This window comes from Winogradskyella eckloniae, assembly GCF_013249045.1.
Taxonomy (GTDB): domain Bacteria; phylum Bacteroidota; class Bacteroidia; order Flavobacteriales; family Flavobacteriaceae; genus Winogradskyella; species Winogradskyella eckloniae.
Genome location: NZ_JABRWP010000003.1, coordinates 58,971 through 81,143, shown reverse-complemented (window position 1 = coordinate 81,143; position 22,173 = coordinate 58,971). Strand labels below are relative to the sequence as shown.

The 22,173-nt window shown below is 32.4% G+C and carries 12 protein-coding genes; 4 read left to right on the top strand and 8 right to left on the bottom strand.

Translation table 11 applies throughout. The features are described from left to right. Nucleotides 1-29: 29 nt before the first annotated feature. Nucleotides 30-440, bottom strand: coding sequence for a DUF4293 domain-containing protein (locus HNV08_RS05680; RefSeq protein WP_173280210.1), 411 nt, complete (start codon nucleotides 438-440; stop codon nucleotides 30-32). Between the two features lie 213 nt (nucleotides 441-653). Here HNV08_RS05680 and rho point away from each other — a divergent pair, with 213 nt between their 5' ends. Continuing rightward, entirely contained in the window at nucleotides 654-2,345 is a 1,692-nt protein-coding gene (gene rho, locus HNV08_RS05675) for a transcription termination factor Rho (RefSeq protein WP_173280209.1), read from the top strand. 60 nt (nucleotides 2,346-2,405) lie between these two features. On the opposite strand, the gene HNV08_RS05670 is transcribed toward rho, so the two are convergent. Next, a complete protein-coding gene (locus HNV08_RS05670; RefSeq protein WP_173280208.1) occupies nucleotides 2,406-2,864 on the bottom strand; it encodes an RNA methyltransferase in 459 nt (152 codons plus the stop codon). A gap of 71 nt (nucleotides 2,865-2,935) precedes the next feature. Further along, on the bottom strand, nucleotides 2,936-4,378 hold the full coding sequence (locus HNV08_RS05665) for an SLC13 family permease (RefSeq protein ID WP_173280207.1): 1,443 nt from the start codon (nucleotides 4,376-4,378) through the stop codon (nucleotides 2,936-2,938). Nucleotides 4,379-4,676: 298 nt separating this feature from the next. On the opposite strand from HNV08_RS05665, the gene HNV08_RS05660 reads away from it, so the two are divergent. Beyond that, complete coding sequence (locus HNV08_RS05660; RefSeq protein ID WP_173280206.1) at nucleotides 4,677-9,461, top strand: beta strand repeat-containing protein; 4,785 nt, start codon at nucleotides 4,677-4,679, stop codon at nucleotides 9,459-9,461. 923 nt (nucleotides 9,462-10,384) lie between these two features. Here the strand turns inward: HNV08_RS05660 and HNV08_RS05655 are convergent. After that, entirely contained in the window at nucleotides 10,385-12,247 is a 1,863-nt protein-coding gene (locus HNV08_RS05655) for a T9SS type A sorting domain-containing protein (protein WP_173280205.1), read from the bottom strand. Between the two features lie 718 nt (nucleotides 12,248-12,965). On the opposite strand from HNV08_RS05655, the gene HNV08_RS05650 reads away from it, so the two are divergent. Further along, nucleotides 12,966-14,075 (top strand): Fic family protein, encoded by a 1,110-nt coding sequence (locus HNV08_RS05650; protein WP_173280204.1) that lies wholly within the window; start codon nucleotides 12,966-12,968, stop codon nucleotides 14,073-14,075. 585 nt (nucleotides 14,076-14,660) lie between these two features. After that, the gene (locus tag HNV08_RS05645; protein WP_173280203.1) at nucleotides 14,661-14,846 is read left to right on the top strand and encodes a DUF4172 domain-containing protein; all 186 of its coding nucleotides are present in this window, start codon (nucleotides 14,661-14,663) and stop codon (nucleotides 14,844-14,846) included. A gap of 125 nt (nucleotides 14,847-14,971) precedes the next feature. Here the strand turns inward: HNV08_RS05645 and HNV08_RS05640 are convergent, their stop codons facing one another. From HNV08_RS05640 to HNV08_RS05625, 4 genes are read right to left on the bottom strand one after another with little or no spacing between them, the layout of a single operon-like run. After that, nucleotides 14,972-17,665: a phospholipase D-like domain-containing protein gene (locus tag HNV08_RS05640; protein ID WP_173280202.1), complete on the bottom strand. Its 2,694-nt coding sequence runs from the start codon at nucleotides 17,663-17,665 to the stop codon at nucleotides 14,972-14,974. After that, on the bottom strand, nucleotides 17,662-19,239 hold the full coding sequence (locus HNV08_RS05635; RefSeq protein WP_173280201.1) for a hypothetical protein: 1,578 nt from the start codon (nucleotides 19,237-19,239) through the stop codon (nucleotides 17,662-17,664). Before HNV08_RS05635 ends, HNV08_RS05640 begins: the two co-directional genes overlap by 4 nt. Before the next feature lie 3 nt (nucleotides 19,240-19,242). Continuing rightward, nucleotides 19,243-20,232, bottom strand: coding sequence for a hypothetical protein (locus HNV08_RS05630; protein ID WP_173280200.1), 990 nt, complete (start codon nucleotides 20,230-20,232; stop codon nucleotides 19,243-19,245). Next, nucleotides 20,219-22,171 (bottom strand): AAA family ATPase, encoded by a 1,953-nt coding sequence (locus HNV08_RS05625; protein WP_173280199.1) that lies wholly within the window; start codon nucleotides 22,169-22,171, stop codon nucleotides 20,219-20,221. Before HNV08_RS05625 ends, HNV08_RS05630 begins: the two co-directional genes overlap by 14 nt. Nucleotides 22,172-22,173 lie beyond the last annotated feature (2 nt).

The following is a 22,173-nucleotide window of genomic DNA, read 5'->3' as shown; positions in this document are numbered from 1 at the left end:
TTCACACTAATACTACTAAGATTTTAGGTCTATCGTAATCGATCTACAGATTTTACGAGATCTTCATCCTTTTTAATAGCCTTGTTAGCCAAGACTAAACACACAATAGAAAAAATAGGAAGAATAATCCCAATACCTTTCTCAGAAACGTTAGTTTCTCCAGATAAATTTTGCGATTGATATACAAAGATTCCTAGTAAAATAAAGTTTAATATTATATTGAGTCGTCCCAAAACAAATTGAAACTTCCTGTTTTTAAAACTAAATATTGATATCACTGCCAACAATGCAGAGGCTAAAAACAAGCCTAAATACGTATAGTTATCTAGAGCAAAAACTTTAACACCTTCATTATTTAACCACAAATGAAACACAAATATTAAGCCTGCAGAAATACCTGCGGCTAAAACTAAATATAAGGTTTGAATGCGTTGAATCATAAATTACTAAAAAAGCAATGCAAAATTAGTAGTTTATTTTTTAAAAAGATAGAAAATGTTTTAAAATAAAATTGTATTATTGCAGTAGAAAGAAGTAACCTACTGAGTTACATCTTTGTAATCTTCCAAATTAATCTCACTTTTTTTCTTTTTATTTCATTTAGAAAATATTGAATTAATAATATCAAATTAATTACCTTATACAACATACGAATGTTTGAAATTTCTCAGTTAAAAGCTAAAAAACTACCTGAATTACAGGAAATAGCGAAACAACTAAACGTACCTAAATACCGTACACAAAAAAAATTAGACTTGGTGTATCAAATTTTAGATTACCAAGCAGCCAATCCTGGCGCAGTAAAAGCAACTGTAGATGCAGAAGCGAAGCCAGAACCAGCAAAAGCAAAAGCACCTCAAAAACGTGCAAGAGTTCCAAAAAAACCTCAAGAAGACAAAGATCAAAAAACCATAGAGTTTACTGATAAAGACAAAAAAGAGGATCCTAAACCTAGAGTGCAAACACCTAGAAACACAAAATCGAATACGGATAAATCTAGTGAAACTGCTAGTAAAGACAATAAGTCTTCCCAGAATGAGAAAGCGAATAAAGATAATTCGCAGCACAAAAACCAAGACAACAAACCTAACGATAAAAGACGTTCTAACGCCAATCAAAACAACGACAAAAGGCAGAACTCTTCTAAAAACAATAATAGAAACAACAATAACCAAAAGAATAACGGTAATAAGGATAGCAGAAATCGTTACCGCGAACCAGATTTTGAATTCGACGCCATCATTGAAAGTGAAGGTGTCTTAGACATTATGCAAGATGGTTATGGGTTTTTAAGGTCTTCTGATTATAACTATTTATCATCGCCAGATGACATTTATGTTTCGCAATCGCAAATACGCTTATTTGGTTTAAAAACAGGAGATACTGTTCTTGGCCATGTAAGACCACCTAAGGAAGGTGAAAAATATTTCCCATTAATTAAAGTAAGTAAAATTAATGGACAAAATCCCAATGTGGTAAGAGATAGAGTGGCTTTTGAGCATTTAACACCTTTATTTCCTCAAGAGAAATTTAACTTAGCCGAAAAGCAAGCTACAATTTCTACACGAATAATGGATTTGTTTGCACCTATTGGTAAAGGACAACGTGGTATGATTGTATCACAACCTAAAACAGGTAAAACCATGTTACTGAAAGATGTTGCAAACGCCATTGCAGCTAATCATCCTGAAGTGTATCAAATGATATTATTGATTGATGAACGACCTGAAGAAGTAACAGATATGCAAAGAAATGTTCGAGGTGAAGTTATTGCATCTACGTTTGATAAAGAAGCGCATGAACATGTGAGAATTGCAAATATTGTTTTAGAAAAAGCAAAACGATTGGTAGAATGTGGCCATGATGTGGTTATTTTATTAGATTCTATTACACGTTTAGCTAGAGCATATAATACCGTACAACCTGCGTCTGGTAAAATACTTTCTGGTGGTGTAGATGCCAATGCGTTACACAAACCAAAACGTTTCTTTGGTGCAGCCCGAAATATTGAAAATGGAGGTTCATTAACGATTATTGCTACGGCATTGACAGAAACTGGTTCTAAAATGGACGAGGTGATTTTTGAAGAATTTAAAGGAACTGGTAATATGGAACTTCAGTTAGATCGTAAGATTTCTAACCGTAGAATCTTCCCAGCTATTGATTTAACGTCTTCTAGTACAAGACGTGATGATATTCTTTTAGATGAAAACACCATTCAAAGAATGTGGGTAATGCGTAAGTATTTAGCTGACATGAATCCGGTTGAAGCTATGGAATTTATTAACGATCGCTTTAAACAAACTAGAAATAATGAAGAATTTTTAATCTCAATGAACGGATAAAAATTCATATTATATAAATTTTAAAACCTTGAATTAACGTTCAAGGTTTTTTTATGCCATCTAAACACGTGGTTTCGCTATGCCTCTATCGTACATAACAATGCTACCTGCAACCGAAACATTAAGGCTTAATTGCGATTGAAATTTTATTAAAAAATGACTTTTTTCTATCGCTTCCTTAGACAACCCATGATCTTCTGCACCTAATAAATAAACGCAACGTCTTGGATGATGAAACGTTTCTAACGGAACTGCGTCTTCGGTCAATTCTACACCAACAAGTCTAGCGCCTTTTGGAATATTATTATAGAAATCCTTAAAGGTATCGTAATGAAAATAAGGCATAGATTTCACAGCATTATGTGTATCACAAGCTTGTTTTGCATAGCGATTCCCTATAGTAAAGATAAAACTAGCACCTAGATTTTGCGCGGATCGCCACAAGACACCTAAATTCTCAGGTGTTTTTCCATTCTGAATTCCGATACCAAAAAATTCGTTTATTAAATTATCATTCATAGCACAAAACTAATAAAGCAGAGGATGAAAAGAAATTGATTGATTCAAAAACATCAATTATGACCTTTCGTTTAATTTAAATTCCAGATTAATGGAAGAATGAAATATACAAATAGGGTAAGAATTACAATTGAAATTAAATTCATCCAGATACCTTTTTTAACCATATCATTTATGTTTAAATAGCCAGACCCAAATACTACCGCATTTGGTGGTGTTGCAACGGGCAGCATAAAGGCACAAGATGCCGCTACGGTTGCACTCACTAATAATATATATGGATGAATATCAAGTACAACAGCTAAAGATACCAATACAGGTAATAACATGGCAGTTGTTGCCATATTAGATGTAATTTCAGTTAGAAAATTAACAGCAGAAATCAAAACTATTAATAGAACAAAAACAGACACACCAATTAAAGTCGTTAATTGATTTCCTATCCATGCCGCTAAACCAGAAGTCTCAAAGCCACTTGCCAGCGCCATTCCACCACCAAATAGAAGAAGAATGCCCCAAGGTAATTTCACAGCATCTTCCCATGTAATCAATGCTGATTTTTTTTGTTTGTTTGGCACTAAGAATAAAACTATTGAAGCGATCATACCGATAATGGTATCATCAATAGCTGGCAACCAATTTACCAAGAAAAAGGATCTACCAATCCATGCTATCGCTGTGATTGAGAATATAAATAGCACCAACTTTTCTTCATAAGATACTTTTCCTAATGCAGCCAATTGTTTATTAATTTCTTCTTTTCCACCTGGAAATGACTTTTGCTTAAACTTAAAAGCAATTCGAGTTAAATAAAACCAACAAATCATTAATAAGATTACACTAATAGGAAATCCAAAAGCAAACCATTGTGAAAATGTCAATTCAATATTATAAGTGCTTTCTACAACACCTGCCAACACTAAATTAGGCGGTGTACCAATTAATGTAGCCATGCCTCCAATGGAAGCGCTATATGCAATGGCCAGCATTAAAGCCTTTCCAAAAATTAAATTTTCATTGTGTGCAGTTGCTGGATTATCTTTAAGTTGAAGCACAATAGCTATTCCAACCGGTAAAATCATCACTGCTGTAGCCGTATTAGAAATCCACATAGATAGCAAAGCGGTTGCCACCATAAAACCTAAAATAATTCTACTAATATTTGTTCCGACAACTTTTATAATATTAAGCGCAATACGTTTATGCAAATTCCATTTTTCTATGGCTATGGCCAATATAAAACCGCCTACAAACAGAAAAATATATTTATGACCGTACGACGCCGTTGTGGAACTCAAAGACAATCCTCCCGACAACGGAAATAGCACTATTGGTAATAATGCAGTTGCTGGTATCGGTATCGCTTCTGTAATCCACCAAATTGCAATCCAAAGTGTCGATGCCAATACAGCATTCGCTGTAGGATCTAATCCATCAGGACTAAAAAAGCACTTAATAATTATGAATGCAATAGGACCTAAGACTAATCCAATGTTTTTTTTTGACAAGCTCATTTAAAGCAATTGTATTTAAATTAAATGATTCAATATAAATTTTTAGAATGAATAATTCGCTGAGATATACATAAAATTAATTGAAGAATACAAAAAGCTCATCCTACAAAACAAAAACACCATATAAAACCCTTAACACCAATATTTTAAACTCAAGTACCAATACATCACACCACCCTACTTATGATGCGAAGGAGCGAAAATCTCAAAAAAATAATTACAATAATTTTACATTTTATCGATAAAACTTGCATTTTATCGGATTTATTTATTTCTTTACCGAATAAATATTTACAAAATGAAAACGCAACTACCATCAAGTTTAAAAATTGTCATGCTATTCTTAGGCTTTTGCACCTACTCAAATGCACAAGTCGGTATTGGCACTACAACACCTAATCCATCCTCTATATTGGACATTGAGTCTAACACTCAAGGGATACTAATTCCACGTGTTGCCCTAACTAGTACAAATGATACAACCACAATTACAGATGGAAATATTGAAAGTCTATTAGTTTATAACACACAACTCATAAATGATATTCAACCTGGTTATTATTATTGGGACAATAGTCAATGGGTAAGATTGGCTGCAGGCTCTAATTTAGATAATCAATCTATAACAAACTTTAGCGTTATTGGAGCTAACCTTAGTATAACATTAGAAAATGGCAATACAGCAACTGTACCTCTAAGTGATATTGTGTCAGGCTCAGATACGAATATTGCACACAATAACTTAACCTTAGATGCCAATAGAACATTAACTACTGGTAATTTTGATTTAAACATAGATGCTAACACCTTAGTAATAGATGGTAGTGCTAATGAAGTAGGTATTGGTGTTAATAATCCTACAGCAAAACTTGATGTTAATGGTACAGCTAGAATTAGAACAGTGAATAATGGTGCTGCTACAGATAATATTTTAACGCGAGATTCTAGTGGTAATATCCGTAGACGTACTGCGGCCGAAATTGTTGCTGCTGGTGGCGGAAGCGATGATAACATTTACTCTACAAGTGGTACTATTACTGGTAACAGATCTATTATACAAAACAACTTCGATGTTAATTTTGATGATGACACCTTTGTTATTGATGGTAGTACTGACAATGTTGGTATTGGCATTTCAAACCCTAATATTGATTTAGCTATTGGAGACAATGATACTGGGCTACAACAACAAGGTGATGGTATGTTAGCCATCTACTCTAATAATAATGAAAGAGTAAGAATAAGCAATAACGGTAATGTTGGTATAGGCACTACGCTTCCTGAAGAAAGACTACATGTCAATGGTAACAGTAGATTAGGAACTAATGTTTCTCGCGATGGAGATTTTAGACTTAACGAAATGGGTACTGGTAACAGAAACTCAAGGATTCAATTCTACACGGATTCTGACACCGCCAATGATGCCGAAATTATTAGAAATAACGGCGAAGATGGTAATTTTATTATTGATAATGAAGGCAATGGTATTATGTATTTACGTAACCGTGGCACCGGACAAATAAGACTTGGAACTAACAATACAGATGACCTCTTTATTGAAGACGGTGGTAATGTAGGTATAGGCTTAAGTAACCCAGATGCTAAGTTAGATGTTAATGGTACAGCTAGAATTAGAACCGTTAATATTGGAGATGACAGTGACTATATTTTAACTAGAGATTCTAGTGGTAACATTCGTCGTAGAACTGCAGCTCAGATTGTTGCTGCTGGTGGTGGTGGTAATGATGATAATATTTACAGTACTAACGGCATCATTACTGCAAATAGATATATTACTCAAAACAACTTTGATCTTAATTTTGATGCCAACACACTGGTTATTGAAGGGAACGAAAATGAAGTTGGTATCGGTACCAACAGCCCTACAGCAAAACTTGATGTTAATGGTACAGCTAGAATTAGAACAGTGAATAATGGTGCTGCTACAGATAATATTTTAACGCGAGATTCTAGTGGTAACATCCGTAGACGTACTGCAGCCGAAATTGTTGCTGCTGGTGGCGGAAGCGATGATAACATTTACTCTACAAGTGGTACTATTACTGGTAACAGATCCATTATACAAAACAACTTCGATGTTAATTTTGATGATGACACCTTTGTTATTGATGGTAGTACTGACAATGTTGGTATTGGCATTTCAAACCCTAATATTGATTTAGCTATTGGAGACAATGATACTGGGCTACAACAACAAGGTGATGGTATGTTAGCCATCTACTCTAATAATAATGAAAGAGTAAGAATAAGCAATAACGGTAATGTTGGTATAGGCACTACGCTTCCTGAAGAAAGACTGCATGTTAATGGTAACAGTAGATTAGGAACTAATGTTTCTCGCGATGGAGATTTTAGACTGAACGAAATGGGTACTGGTAACAGAAACTCAAGGATTCAATTCTACACGGATTCTGACACCGCCAACGATGCCGAAATTATTAGAAATAACGGTGAAGATGGTAATTTTATTATTGATAATGAAGGGAATGGTATTATGTATTTACGTAACCGTGGCACCGGACAAATAAGGCTTGGTACTAACAACACAGATGACCTCATTATTGAAGATGGTGGTAATGTGGGGTTAGGTATAACTGCCCCTACTGCTAAATTAGATATTGGGGGCACAGCTAGAATTAGAACCGTCAATATTGGAGATGACAGTGACTATATTTTAACTAGAGATTCTAGTGGTAACATTCGTCGTAGAACTGCAGCTCAGATTGTTGCTGCTGGTGGTGGTAATGATGATAATATTTACAGTACTAACGGCACCATTACTGCAAATAGATATATTACTCAAAACAACTTCGACGTCAATTTTGACGCCAGCACACTGGTTATTGAAGGGGACGAAAATGAAGTTGGTATCGGTACCAACAGCCCTACAGCAAAACTTGATGTTAATGGTACAGCTAGAATTAGAACAGTGAATAATGGTGCTGCTACAGATAATATTTTAACGCGAGATTCTAGTGGTAACATCCGTAGACGTACTGCAGCCGAAATTGTTGCTGCTGGTGGCGGAAGCGATGATAACATTTACTCTACAAGTGGTACTATTACTGGTAACAGATCCATTATACAAAACAACTTCGATGTTAATTTTGATGATGACACCTTTGTTATAGATGGTAGTACTGACAATGTTGGTATTGGCATTTCAAACCCTAATATTGATTTAGCTATTGGAGACAATGATACTGGGCTACAACAACAAGGTGATGGTATGTTAGCCATCTACTCTAATAATAATGAAAGAGTAAGAATAAGCAATAACGGTAATGTTGGTATAGGCACTACGCTTCCTGAAGAAAGACTGCATGTTAATGGTAACAGTAGATTAGGAACTAATGTTTCTCGCGATGGAGATTTTAGACTTAACGAAATGGGTACTGGTAACAGAAACTCAAGAATTCAATTCTACACGGATTCTGACACCGCCAACGATGCCGAAATTATTAGAAATAACGGTGAAGATGGTAATTTTATTATTGATAATGAAGGCAATGGTATTATGTATTTACGTAACCGTGGCACCGGACAAATAAGACTTGGAACTAACAATACAGATGACCTCTTTATTGAAGACGGTGGTAATGTAGGCATAGGTTTAAGTAACCCTGATGCTAAGTTAGATGTTAATGGTACAGCTAGAATTAGAACCGTCAATATTGGAGATGACAGTGACTATATATTAACTAGAGACTCTAGTGGTAACATTCGTCGTAGAACTGCAGCTCAGATTGTTACTGCTGGTGGTGGAAGCGATGATAACTTTTATTCTACAAGTGGTACAATTACTGGAAATCGCAATATCATTCAAAATAACTTCGACGTCAATTTTGACGCCAGCACACTGGTTATTGAAGGGAACGAAAATGAAGTTGGTATCGGTACTTCAAATCCAACAGCTAAGTTAGATGTTAATGGTACAGCTAGAATTAGAACCGTAAATAATGGAGATGACAGTGATTATATTTTAACTCGAGATTCTAGTGGTAATATTCGTCGTAGAACTGCCGCTCAGATTGTTGCTGCTGGTGGTGGTAATGATGACAATATTTACAGCACTAACGGCACAATTACAGGGAACCGTATAGTGAATTTAAACACCAATACTATTGATTTTAGTGGTAGTGCTAATGATGCATTTCAAGTTGATGGATCTACATTTACCATAGATGCAGACACGAACAGAGTTGGAATTGGCATGACCGATCCCGAAGAAAGGTTAAATGTTAATGGCACTGTTCAGGTTGGAAGAAGTACAAATACACATGCCCAAATTGCAACAAATAGAATTGAAACGGGAAGAAATACAGGCTCAGTCGCACTTACAGCAAATGATAGTGGAGGAAACGCAAATATCACATTCAACAACACTTCAAGAATTCCAGATGTGGATGGAAATGCTGCGCGAATAAGTGTTAATGTTGATAGCAACATAAATGCAGCCATGTCATTTGAAATAGCAGAAAACGTAACAGCCGGAACAGCCATAACAACAAGTACAGGTATGAGGTTAACCACGACAGGTTTAGGCATAGGAACAACTGCACCTACACAATCATTAGATGTTAACGGTAATGCAAGAGTACGTGAATTGACTGGCTCAGGTAACCGAATCGTCTATGCAGACAGCGAAGGTGTTTTATCCACGCGTTCCACACGAAGTGCTACATTCGCCAGAGGTACATCTGCTAACTATAATAGTTCTGATGATTGGCGAAGAATAACGGGTAATTCACCATCAATAAACGTAGTAAACGGAGACGTTATTTTGGTAAATTGGTCAACTATTGTAAAATTAACTGGTTCTAGCACTACCGATACATTAAACTTTGAAGTCCGCTTAACAGGTACTGGAGGTTGTTCTAACGTAAACTTATCTGGTGGCACTTTTTCAGAAGTCAGAAATGATGATTCTCTAGGCTATGGAGGTACTAGTGGTACCGCGAGCACATGTGATGGAAACTATACCATTGCACTTTGGGCAAGAAACATTGGTACTGATAATTGGTCGTATAATGAATCTAATATTACTGCAACAGTGAATTAATTCACCTTAAAAAATATTTACAACAAAAGTCAAGATGGATTTAAAATTCATCTTGACTTTTCTTTTATCTATTAATAGATACTGTTTTTGGTAAAAAGCATTAAAACTTACTTTTCAAATTATTGCCTATGCCTAATTTAGTTTTTCGACTTAAGTCATCGTAAAATAAAGAATCTACGTATGACCTGGTAATCATATACCTTTTTTAAAATATCAAAACTTGTATACCGTAAAATTATTGATAATAAAGGCCGCTCGAATATCACAATAACCTAATTTAAGGTAATCAATCCAGCAATAACAGCCTTGTTTTTACTGTAGACTTCAAAAACATTGTTAATCAAGAGGTATCACATCATAAGCTATGTGATTTTTATATAGAGCTTAAACGCAAAGCCACACAAACAGTCCATAAATCAGGGCTTATAGTAACATCCTGAATAAGACATATTAGAATTTTGTTAGATAACATAACAGTAAATAAAAACAGCTCACAGCACTAGTTCTTACCTTCTTAATTGAAATTCACCCAAGGTTTTCATAAGATTTTGGTCTTATTGCCAAATAAACTTAACCATGTGTTTATAAACAAACCTCGTCATTAAAGTGTATTACCAATCACGCTAAAGTCTTCAAACTTTAGACTGTATAAATGTATGTTTAAACTAGGCATGCCATATTATGGCAGTTCATATATTTCAAATTGAAACGTATCATTTTCGAAGACCAAAAATATAATCTAACAATCACATCATATTAAAACGAATAGTACAACATCAAATTATATAGGAAAAGATTAGGCTCTATTTGGGTCCTAAGTTTTACCTCTAGAAATTAAATACACATCGTATTGTATTTAGAAGATCGAAAGCATTCATTTCTTATTTCCTATAGATAGTCTATGGTAGACAATTCATACTATTTTATTTCTGAGAAACAATTAACTTTTTAGAGAAAGATGTATTTCCTCTAATTTTAATTTTTGTGATATAAATACCGTCACTTAAATTTTTTGAAGAATACTGATAACTATCCTTTAGAGATGTGATCTCATAATTAATAACTTCTCTACCATTAATATCATATATGATAAATGACTCTATATCTACAAAGTTAGGGTTCAATAAAGTAAATAATGCATTGTCATTATCAATAAAGATATCAAACTGCTCTTTTAGCCTCATATCTTGACTTAATGCATTATTACTGGTAAATACGATTTGAAATCTGCTAGAAAAGTTTCCGGCTTCAATATTTAACAAATAATCTTGTTGCGTTAAATCTATATAGGTATTGTTAACCATATCATGTAAATAAATAGCCTGAGTTTCGTCAAAGTTCTGAACATCAAAAATGCTAAATTTTAATGGCTGCTGACCATTAGACGATACCGTTATAGGTATTGCTAAATCTGTTGAAAACGGGCTTGCCTGAATAGAATACGCCTCATCACCTAAAACCCAAAAGGCATCAGATGGTCCTTTACCTGGTAATTTAGCCTCTAAGCCATAATCAAAACCAGAAGTAGCCATATCATTAAAATTATGCACTAGCTGTCTCGTAATTTCATCATTAAACGTAATATTTAAACGAAATCTCTTAAAGTCATCTGGTACGATATTTAATCCATATTCATTATATACATCCTCATTTGAATTTGTGCTAGATGCCGATTTTTGAACACTAGCACTTCTAAAAAACACACTATTATTATCTGAAATTTTTTCATAGACTCGATGTGCATTTTTGACATAGACACTTGAACCTGTTGGTATTCCACTTGCGCCTTCCACCATGAAACCTTGACCAATAGGAATATAGCGTTTCGAAATTTTTGTTCCCATATTTCCACCTGGAGATGGCGCTAGTACAACAGGATTACCGCTACCATCATATGCAGAAAACATAGCATTCACAAAACTCTCCATACCAGTATCAGAAATCGTATACGAGGCATAACCACCAACGTAATCAGCAATATTATGCGAACCTTCATCCCTCTGTTCCCAAAAATATAAGGCTCCAGTCGTAGCTGGATGTGGTGAAGGCCCATTGTTTAAAGTTGTATTCTGCGGATCATGTATAAATAATAAGGCATCAATAGCAGATGGATAAGGGTTCCCGATTAGCGTAAACTGCTCGGCTGTCACTAAGTTACTAATGGTACCATTATTCGCCTTTCCTCTAAAATCATAAAGCTGTTTATTAGTGCCTGTCACGCCTTTCATCGTAAAACCTAAACCAGGTAAAATTGGTAAAGTTGAACCTACATAATTCCAATCGGCATAGTCATTAGACGTACTAAAAGTGTATAACCAACGGTTAGAAATTGTTAATGAAGGGGAAGAAAACCCATCAAAACTTGAAGTAAAAGCAACATCCACACTTGAAATTAATCCTGTTGGATCTTGCACTGTAATATTATTTGTTGCCTCATCAATAAGATTAACCCGCGAAGCTTCATTTCCTAGTGCCATAGAATTATTTCCTACTGGCGAACACCAATAGTTATATGTATAATTACTAGAATTACCCGTTTGGTAGACACTCAATTCTCCTATACCTGTATTTAAAGATGTTTCTTCTCCTTGAATAAGTTGAGCTTCTTCTCTTAAATAAAATTTAGAATCTGATTCTCCTAATGTAATGGCGTTATTAACAAAAACAATCTCATCATTTACAAAGATAAAATTATCATGTCTTACACTGAGTTGCGCATATGATAACAGTGACACAGTAGAAAACAATGACACCACTATGGTTTTACGCATATTGAACTTTAGCATATTGAAATGGTTTTTAAAACCTTCAGAATGTTTGAAAAATAGATGCTTAATTAACATAACAACTTAATAATTAGATTTAAATTAATTCAAATTTCACTTATTGATGGAAGCGAAATTCTTTAATACAATTTTGCGTTTTGTCGGATTATTTTGCATTTCAACGAAAATACTAATTTTTTTAATATAAGAAAATTTTTTGCGCATTATTTAAATAAAAACCAGCACTTTCCGTGTGTTTTATAGTTAAAGAGTAAATATTGTAGATAATATATATAAAATAGAAGCCTTTATCCTACAATATAAAAAAACGACAGAAATTTAATTTAGAGTTACAATAATTATGTTACAGTAGGAATAGAAGTCTGCAAACCTCCTTAGTGTCTATCATCAATAGCATAAAACAGAAAAGTAAACGCATAAAAAAAAACGATTTAGAATCAACTAAATCGTTTTACTAGTAGCGGGAACAGGACTCGAACCTGTGACCTTCGGGTTATGAATTTGATATTTTGCCCGAAAACTAGCCCCTAAATGGCTTTTCGCAATAAAATCGTGTACTTAATCGTGTACTCTTATTTATAATTACTTTCATAACTCAATTATACAATAATTGTAGTACATATATTTAAGGACAAAAAAAACCCTTTGAGCCATACGTTATAAATATATAGCTCAAAATTTCACTATATTTGAGCTATAAAAGTTAAAATTATAGCTCATGGCACGAAACACCTGGAATTGGCAACAACACAACTGGCCAAATTTTACATACAATGTAGATGCTCTAAATACTTTAGAATTAAAATTTTCTCAAAACACAGGTACAGTTCTTGGTGCGTTTAAACATGTTAATGACAATGAGAAGGAACAATTAATCATTGAAATCCTATCTAACGAAGCTATAAAAACTTCTGAAATAGAAGGTGAGTATCTAGACAGAGACAGTATTCAATCCTCTATTAAGAAAAATCTAGGATTAAAAGTTGATAAAAAAAAGATAGCACCTGCCGAATATGGTATTTCAGAAATGATGGTTGATTTATACCAAAACTTCTCAAAACAACTTTCTCATAAAGACCTATTTAATTGGCACAAAATGCTAACCAATGGTAGAAGAGATTTAAATGATATTGGTAAATATCGCACACATGAAGACCCAATGCAAGTAGTGTCTGGCAGATTAGACCAACCAACTGTACATTTTGAAGCACCACCATCATCTAATATGCATAAAGAAATGGAACAGTTTATACACAAATTTAATACAACGTATGTCAAATCAGAAGGTAATGTATTACCAATTGCCAAAGCAGGTATTACACATTTATATTTTGTATGCATACACCCTTTTGAGGATGGTAATGGTAGAATTGCACGTGCTCTTGCAGAAAAATCTATAGCACAAAGTGTAGGACAACCCACTCTTATCTCATTATCAAAAACTATAGAAAGCAATAAAAAAGCTTATTACAATGCACTTGCAAACAATAATAAAGACTTAGACATTACAGATTGGTTAATATATTTTGGTCAAACTATATTAGATGCACAAGAAGACACTTTAAAACTAATTGACTTCCTAATAAAAAAAGCAAAATTCTTTGACCGTTTTAATAAAATAATGAACGACCGTCAATTAAAGGTTGTTACCAGAATTTTTAATGCAGGACACCAAGGCTTTCATGGAGGGTTAAGCGCTAGTAATTATACAAAAATTGCTAAAACTTCTGCATCTACAGCTACTCGTGATTTAAAAGATATGCTAGATAAAAATATATTTATTAAAACAGGCGAACTTAAAGGCACTCGGTATTGGCTGAATTTGTAGTACTTTATTTTTTTATACCATCAAATAGAATCTCTATCAATACCTTTAAATAATTCATCTTCTTTTTCTATTAAACGATCATACCAATCTGCTTTATCTTTTATCCATAAAAGCAAGTCTTCAAGGTTTAGATAGTGCTTTTTTCTATCCGGATTTCTTAAGTGAAGACCATTTAGAAACCTGCACTTTACCAGTATAAATTTTAGGTTCGGAATAATTCAATTTCATTGGAAAACCGTGTACGTTTTGTAAAAGTAAGAAAATAGAAGACATAAAAAACGGATTGTGAGACACAATCCGTTGAATTTATTAGCATAAAGCTTTGTAGCGGGAACAGGACTCGAACCTGTGACCTTCGGGTTATGAGTTTGATATTTTGCCCGAAAACTAGCCCCTAAATGGCTTTTCGCAATAAAATCGTGTACTTAATCGTGTACTCTAATTTATAATTAATTTCAAAACTCAAATATACATTAATTGTAGTACATATATTTAAGGACAAAAAAAATCCTTTGAGCTATACGTTATAAATATATAGCTCAAAATTTAACTATAATTGAGCTATAAAAGTTAAAATTATAGCCCATGGCACGAAACATCTGGAATTGGCAACAACACAACTGGCCTAATTTTACACACAATGTAGACGCTCTAAATACTTTAGAATTAAAATTTTCTCAAAACACAGGTACAGTTCTTGGTGCGTTTAAATTTGTAATACTTTACTTTTTTATACCATCAAATAGAATCTCTATCAATACCTTTAAATAATTCATCTTCCTTTTCTATTAAAGAGTCATACCAATCTGCTTTATCTTTTATCCATAAAAAAATAGCCGATTTAAAAAGAAAAACCTAGATGAACATTTTTAACTATACCAATCATACTCTATAATTTAATAATAGACTTTTACTTTCTTACCAATAAAAACTTTATAAAAACCTGAGTAGTAGCAGTTTTTAAGAGTTTTTCCAATTGGGCTTTCTAAATCAATCCTCAAATTACTCCTAACCGTTTTTAGTTTACAAAATCCTAATTGAGTACTATATATTAAATTATTACACATATGATTTTCTAATGGAACAGACTCAATCTCATTTTTCTCAAGCTTACTCTTAAAACTCAAATATTGAGATAACATTTCATTTGAATTTTTAGATAAATGCTTAGTATAGCTTGCCGCTTCCTTATTTTCAATAGCCAATAACTCGAACATGTTTAGATATAGCAAATCCTTAAAGTAAATCATTTTTGATGACCAAGTCGCCGTGGATAATAATTGGTCTGCTAATATTAAGAGTTTTATTTTATCCTTTAACTTAATATGAAAATGATTCTCTTTTAATGCTAATAAAATAGGACATAAAGCATTTTTAATAACCATAGATAAAACACTTGTACTATCTAAATCACTAACATGCTTAATTGTTATAAAACTATGATTAACCATAATAGGTTCAGAAGGCTTTTCTGTAATTTTAAATGCTCCTTTACTATTCTCAATTAAAAATTGTAGTTTTTGGATTCTAGTTACGTCAATATAATAACTCACTTCATGATCTACAGAATCAACTTGACTTTCAGTTCTTTTCAATTTAAAGTTTCGCTCTAGTTTTGATAATTCATCTAATTGCTGATAACGTATTTTTATTTTACAAATTTCTTCATTATAACCTTCATTCCAAAAATGTATTAAAATATGACAACCAATGTAGAAGGCATTTAAAGTTCTCTCATCTAAAGGTCTATTTTTATCAATACGTTTACTTATTAAATCACAAACAGACAATAGTGTTTTATTTATTTTACGCTGAATACGTTCTCCCTCTTTTGTGTCAACAGTATATGTTTGTGTCTTAAGCTCAGGTAATTCTTCTACGCCATCATCACCAGCATCTATAGCTAGTTCTTCATTATTGTCTGATAATTCCTCGTTGCTATCTCTTATTTTAAGTACATCTAAAAACTCTTCAACCATAGACGTTATAGTTTCTGACGTCACCTGATCTTCTAATGTTAAACTTGCCCTTTTATTATACTCGTTTTCAGAAAGAATTTCTCCTTCATTATCTGACTCTACATTTTTAACTGGTGCTGATGTAAATGTGTTAGCACCCTCCTTTAAAACCTTCTCATCCTCTAAAAAATTTAAAACCAATTCATAATCTAAAGCATTAAAAATATCTAAATGCTCAAAACTTTGCAATTTTGCTAATCTTTCATCTGGATTAGACTTTTGCAGTACCTCATTTTTTTGAACAATTGCAAAAGTTGTAAGTCTTTCTTCTGACTTATCATCATAAAGTGCTACTTTAAAAAGATCGACTTCATTTTTAATATTCACTATGATTTCTTTGCTACATTGTACAACAGGAATTTCCTCTAACAATCTATTATCAGCACTATATAATTTTACAACTACAGATTTATCAATATTTTTATCTAAAAACAGTAATAGTTGTAATCCTTTTGTTTCAGCATGCCTTAATTTTATTCTTTTTTCACTAGTCAGCTTCTCTTCCGTTGATAATGTTTTTAATTCATTAATTTTCAAAGTACCTAGCTTAGGAATATCTACTCCTAATTCTGCAAAAAAGTCGCGAGGCTTTATTGTTTTTAGAACAACGACAGCTTCATCATTCTTAACTTTTCTATCACTAATGCCAAAAGCTTCTAATGTCGCATTTGCACTACCTAGAATAAATAATGTATAATCTTTATATTCTATTTGGACAGCTTTAGCATGTAATTTATTAATCCTATCTGAGTCATCTTTCTCAATCACTTGCGACCAATCTGAGAATTGACAAGTTTCTAACTTAAAATCAATAGGTAAACTACCATGACTCGTATCAACTATGCAATGTATATCCTTTGGTTGCAAATCTTTTATTAGCCTATCGATAAATGCACCTGACTTATTATAATATGGTGCAACAACCTTAATGCTTTCAGGTTGTTTTTGAATAGTACCAAAAACCTCATTATATAAAGAATCCGTCGATTTTGTGTAATGGAACTGGTATGAATCCTTGTCAAAATCCGCTAATAGTGAATCTGTTTTATCAAGTGACTGTATCCATTTAGCATGCTGTTCTATCCATTGTATCTTAGTTCTATTAATACTATGACTGTGTATTACAAAATCTTGGATGTAATTCCATGCTTGTTTAAATATGGGCTGTGCTTTTAACTTATCATTAGCTAAATAAAATGAAGCCCATATTTCGTCATTATAGAGCATTCCACTGGATGTTATATTACCACTACCTATAGATAAATACCCCCTAGTCTTACCCGCTAGAAACATCATTTTTGGGTGAAAAGCACCTGACTTATCCATTGGTGTAATACTGTAATTAACTTTATAATTTATATGATTATAAGCCGTATGTGAACCTAAATATTTCTCAAGCATTGCCGCATCTACAAATACATTAATATTAGTAACTCCTGCTGCTTTTAGTTTGGGTAAAACCAAATGCTCAAAAAACGACAAATCCATACTATAACTGGTTATTACACAACTATGATATTTGTTTTTACCAGTACCTATTAGTTCTAGAATATTAGCTCTTTCAATAATCATATAGATAAAGCTTCTAGTTTTAGCTGACCAAGTTCGGTAAGTTCCGTTTTATCTTTATGGATAAGATTAAGGTCTTTTAAAAAATCAACAAGAGTGTGTATTCTAGGCGATGAATATCCATATATAAATTTATCTACATAGCGTATCTGTCCTTCTTCTCTGTAAAACTTAGCACTATTTTGAGTTGCACTCAATTTCCTTAAAGCTACATAATAATGCCTATTAATGATGTAACGGGTTAAAAAGTAATGACTAAAATCTGAAATGGTTAATTGTTTTTTAGATTCAATATCTGCCATTGAAACGATAAAACTACTTGCTGAATGCATATTAAAAGTGTTAGCAAACTCTAAAATACTTTTATAATGTAGCCAATTCTCTAAATACAGCTTCTGAATTGCATAAAGTACAAAGCCCAATCTGTCAAACAGATCCTCCTCTTTACGAGCTGATTCAATTAATTGAGGAACCGAAAAACCCATAAACTGCTCTGTAATAAACAAATCTTGCTTAGGCTGCATACTTTCAGATTCAAATACAGCATCAAGTTTCTTAATTATTCCGTCAACAAGTTTTGTTTCATCTATCCAATTATCATGAGATTCGTCTTTAAGTATTAATAAAAAAATATCAAGAGCACTTGTACAGGCAACACTCCAAAATTGCTCCATCATATACAAATACCATAATTTCTCAGTCGTTGTGCTTAGCAAATCCCATTGCTTATCATATAGAGAAAAAGGTACATGGAGTTGATTATACTTTTGGTTGTTATCGGCATCATTAAAACTTTGCAACACCAATTTTATAGTTTCTTTTCTATAAAAAGTATCTATTTTAAGTTTTGGGTTATCAACACCAGAAAACAATTGCCAGAATAATTTTTGTTCATTGCTATTATTAGGAATAAGTTGCATATCGAAATCCGTTTTTAAGTCATTTAAAGCTAACTTAGAAATACTATTATCTTCTATAGCTTTAATAAAAACAGGAAGATTGGACGCTGTATTCTCTATAAAGGCATCAGCCAATTTTTTTCCTGACACTTTGGTCTTATTCTCAAAATCAGTACGAATATACAAACCGTTAATAGAGCCTTGATCTGCCAAAATCCCTAATTGCTTTACTGAACTAATATAATACTGACCAAGCACGCCACGACTGTTATTCCAATATGAACCGACACTAGTATCCCCTTCTTGTGTCCCCTTCTTTAATTCTATAACCTCGTCTGAAATTTCATAGATATGCTGTGCTTTTGTAATACCTGGCACACCACCTTTTTGGTTATGCGCTGAAATAAGTGCTAATATAAATTCTGCACGCCTTAAATAACTGTTTTGTTGTTTCACAGATGTGCTACCAATATGTGCAGCATACCATTGAAAAAACCAACTATAAAACGAATAATAACGAATACGTTGTGTTACATTATTAAGTCCTGGAAGTAGACATTCAAAGATACGCTCACTTGTAATGTTTAAACCTAATTGATCTAGACCTGTAATGGGATAATGCGGTTTACCTAAATAAGGTGCTTTAACTTGATTAGTTTGTAATTGGATTATACTCATAAGTTATTTAATCAATTTCAATTGCCTAGCTATATCCTGAGTATACTTCGCCATTGGCCTCTTTCCTAGTTCTTCTGCTTTTGTATAATTCCCAACCAATAGTCGATCTATTATTGTCGGATCGGGAAAAAGTTTTGAGTAGCTTTTTTCAAGCATACTTCTATAAGTTTGTGGGTTTGCTTTTGCTTTTAATACAAGTTCTTCTGCAACATCAACATGACTTCCATACACCGCTTCAATTTGAAACAACTCATTATGATTTTTAAGTAAATTAGAATCCCCTGTAGTCGATTCTAAATCCACTTTTAGATGCTTTAATTCACACTTGACTAAATATTTTATTATTGATTTATCATCAATTTTGAAATTAAATAAATCTAAATCATTAGTTGTGGTATATAGTTCAAACAAAGCCTCTTTACTCCCTTTAGCTAAATTACAATTGGCACAAGTTGGATAAAGATTAAAAAAAGAAGTACACAAGAAGGGATATTTCGACTTCGGGTAATAATGATCTAATTGAAGTTTCGCTAAAATTTGTTTTACTCTTCGCTTTTTTTTGTCATAGAATTTCTTTTCAATAACTAAGGTCGACTGAGCATTACAATAAACACATGTTTTTAAATTTGAGTTCAATAAATAGTTTGGAAATTCTTTGCTTCTCAAATCTTCATATCTCATTGCCCTAACAACTTCCTCATGAAAACTAATCTTAGATGAACCTATTTTTTTTTCCAATTCATGAGGCTTTAATATTTTATTAAACTTCGTTATAAAAGTTTTCATTTCAATTGGATTTGCATTTAGCAAATCTTCATAATTTAAAATGATATTCTTTACATAAGTTTTATATTTATGAGACCTTTTATTTCTTAATTTTCTTAATCTATCAATGGGCAACTCAAAAGACTTGTCTCTCTTTTCTATGAAAAGATTTTTATTAAAAATCTCAACCTCATTTTGCAACTCGTTTGTTACTTTAATCCTCCTCATTACTTATTTTTTTTAATTGACCCTCCAACTCTTTGATTTTCAATCGCAACAAATCTTTGTCATTATACAGAAACTTTTTATTAAATAATGATTGGACTCTCTCCTTTATTAAGGGCTCATCTATAATCCCAATTAATTTTTTAGCCTTTTTCTCATTCCATTCTTTAATATTTTTAACATTCTCGGCCGAAATTTCCTCTTCGACGTCAAAAGTTAAATAGTTAACTAAATCTGTAATTACTTCTTCAGCAAATTCACCCATGAAGCCATCTTCTAAAAAGAAACTGTCTGCAAGAAGATCGTGAATATTTGCGCCAAAAGTTTTTTTATGACAAACCTCATCCGTATTAAGTATATAGGTTTCTCCACTATCTTTCTTAGAAAGATAAGTTACATTATTCTTTGGTATGTCAGATAGTGTTAACGGATCGTGAGTAGTAAATATAATTTGAATATCTGCTTCCAAAGTTTTAAAAAACTTCGGCAAAAAAGAGACAATGGATTTAACAAAAGATTTTTTCCATTTTGGATGATAACCCATATCGGCTTCATCTAATAAGATGATATAGAAATCTTTCTTTTCTATACTTTCTAAATCTATTAATTGCTTTTTGAAATAATAATAAATTCGAGAATAAAAATTTAACAAAGCTGTTTCACCAGAACTCAAATCTCTCTCAGAAGGTTCATAATTGACTAATCCTTCTATACGCTCACTCTTTTTAAATAAAACTTTTCCATTTGTATCTTCTATACCTCCATAATATTGATCTACTTTATTTAAGAATCGAGTATGATATTCAATTAATCTTCTTGTTTGTTCAAGATTCAAATAAATAGATTTATAACTCCAATCAAAATTCCTGGTATCTCTATCATTTTCAGCTTCTAAATTATCAATTAAATCAAATAAATAATTGACCATGTCTTTAGTCTCTTCAATAGGTAAAATTTGAGATTTATTAACTCCTATTTTAAAATAGTGAAGTTCAAGAAATTTAAATAGGGCTTCTCTTGAATCCAAATTTTCGATTAACTCATTAAATTCTTTTGAATTGATTTCAAGAAATCCCTCTTGTAAATACTGATTAGTCTTTTCCATTTGCTTAATCAGCATACAAATCACATCCATAATTAAATTATTCTTAAACAAATTTTTCTGAAGCTCAACCAAGCTATAACCTTCATATCTATTCTGATTAATAGTTGTTCTTTCTTTACTAATTAAATTATATAAAGGTTGTAATGAATATTGCAAATCCATAGGTGTGTTATGGAATTGAATTTTATCATTTGAATTATCTACATCAATTTTGTATCGTATAAATGAAATTCTTGAACGCTCAATTTCTGGAAAGTCAAAAAAACTTTTCAATCCTAAAGCATATTCAGAAGACTGAAATTCAAGTATTCTCAAAGAGTTCTGAGATTTCAACCAACGTTTAGGATTTATGTCTTCACTACCTAAAAACTTACCTTTAGAAGCTTCAAAATCTTCTTCTAAAATTGTATCATAACTTAAATCAATTCCGTTTAGTGGTTCTTTAAAGTCTAAATATGGTGAGTAATATAAAGTATCAAAACTTAGGTCTATAGAACTTTCAATAAAATCACAACCAAATACCATTGATGAACTAACGGTGTACGTTGAACTCCCTTTTTCTAAAAACAAGATAAAATTATAACCATATCCTTTTCCTTTTAAAAAATCAATTAAGTCTCTTAATAATGTAGTTTTACCTGTACCATTTTTTCCAACAATAGCGGATACTAATTCTAAATTATCAACGGAATAAAAATTCTCTATAAAACTTTTATTTTGTTTTCTAGTAATTCCAAGAATATTTGAGAAATCATAAATAAACCTTCCTCCAAAATTTATTGTTTGTGGCTTATCAAATAAATTGTGGTTTTCTAGGTAAATAGAAGCTAAATACATTT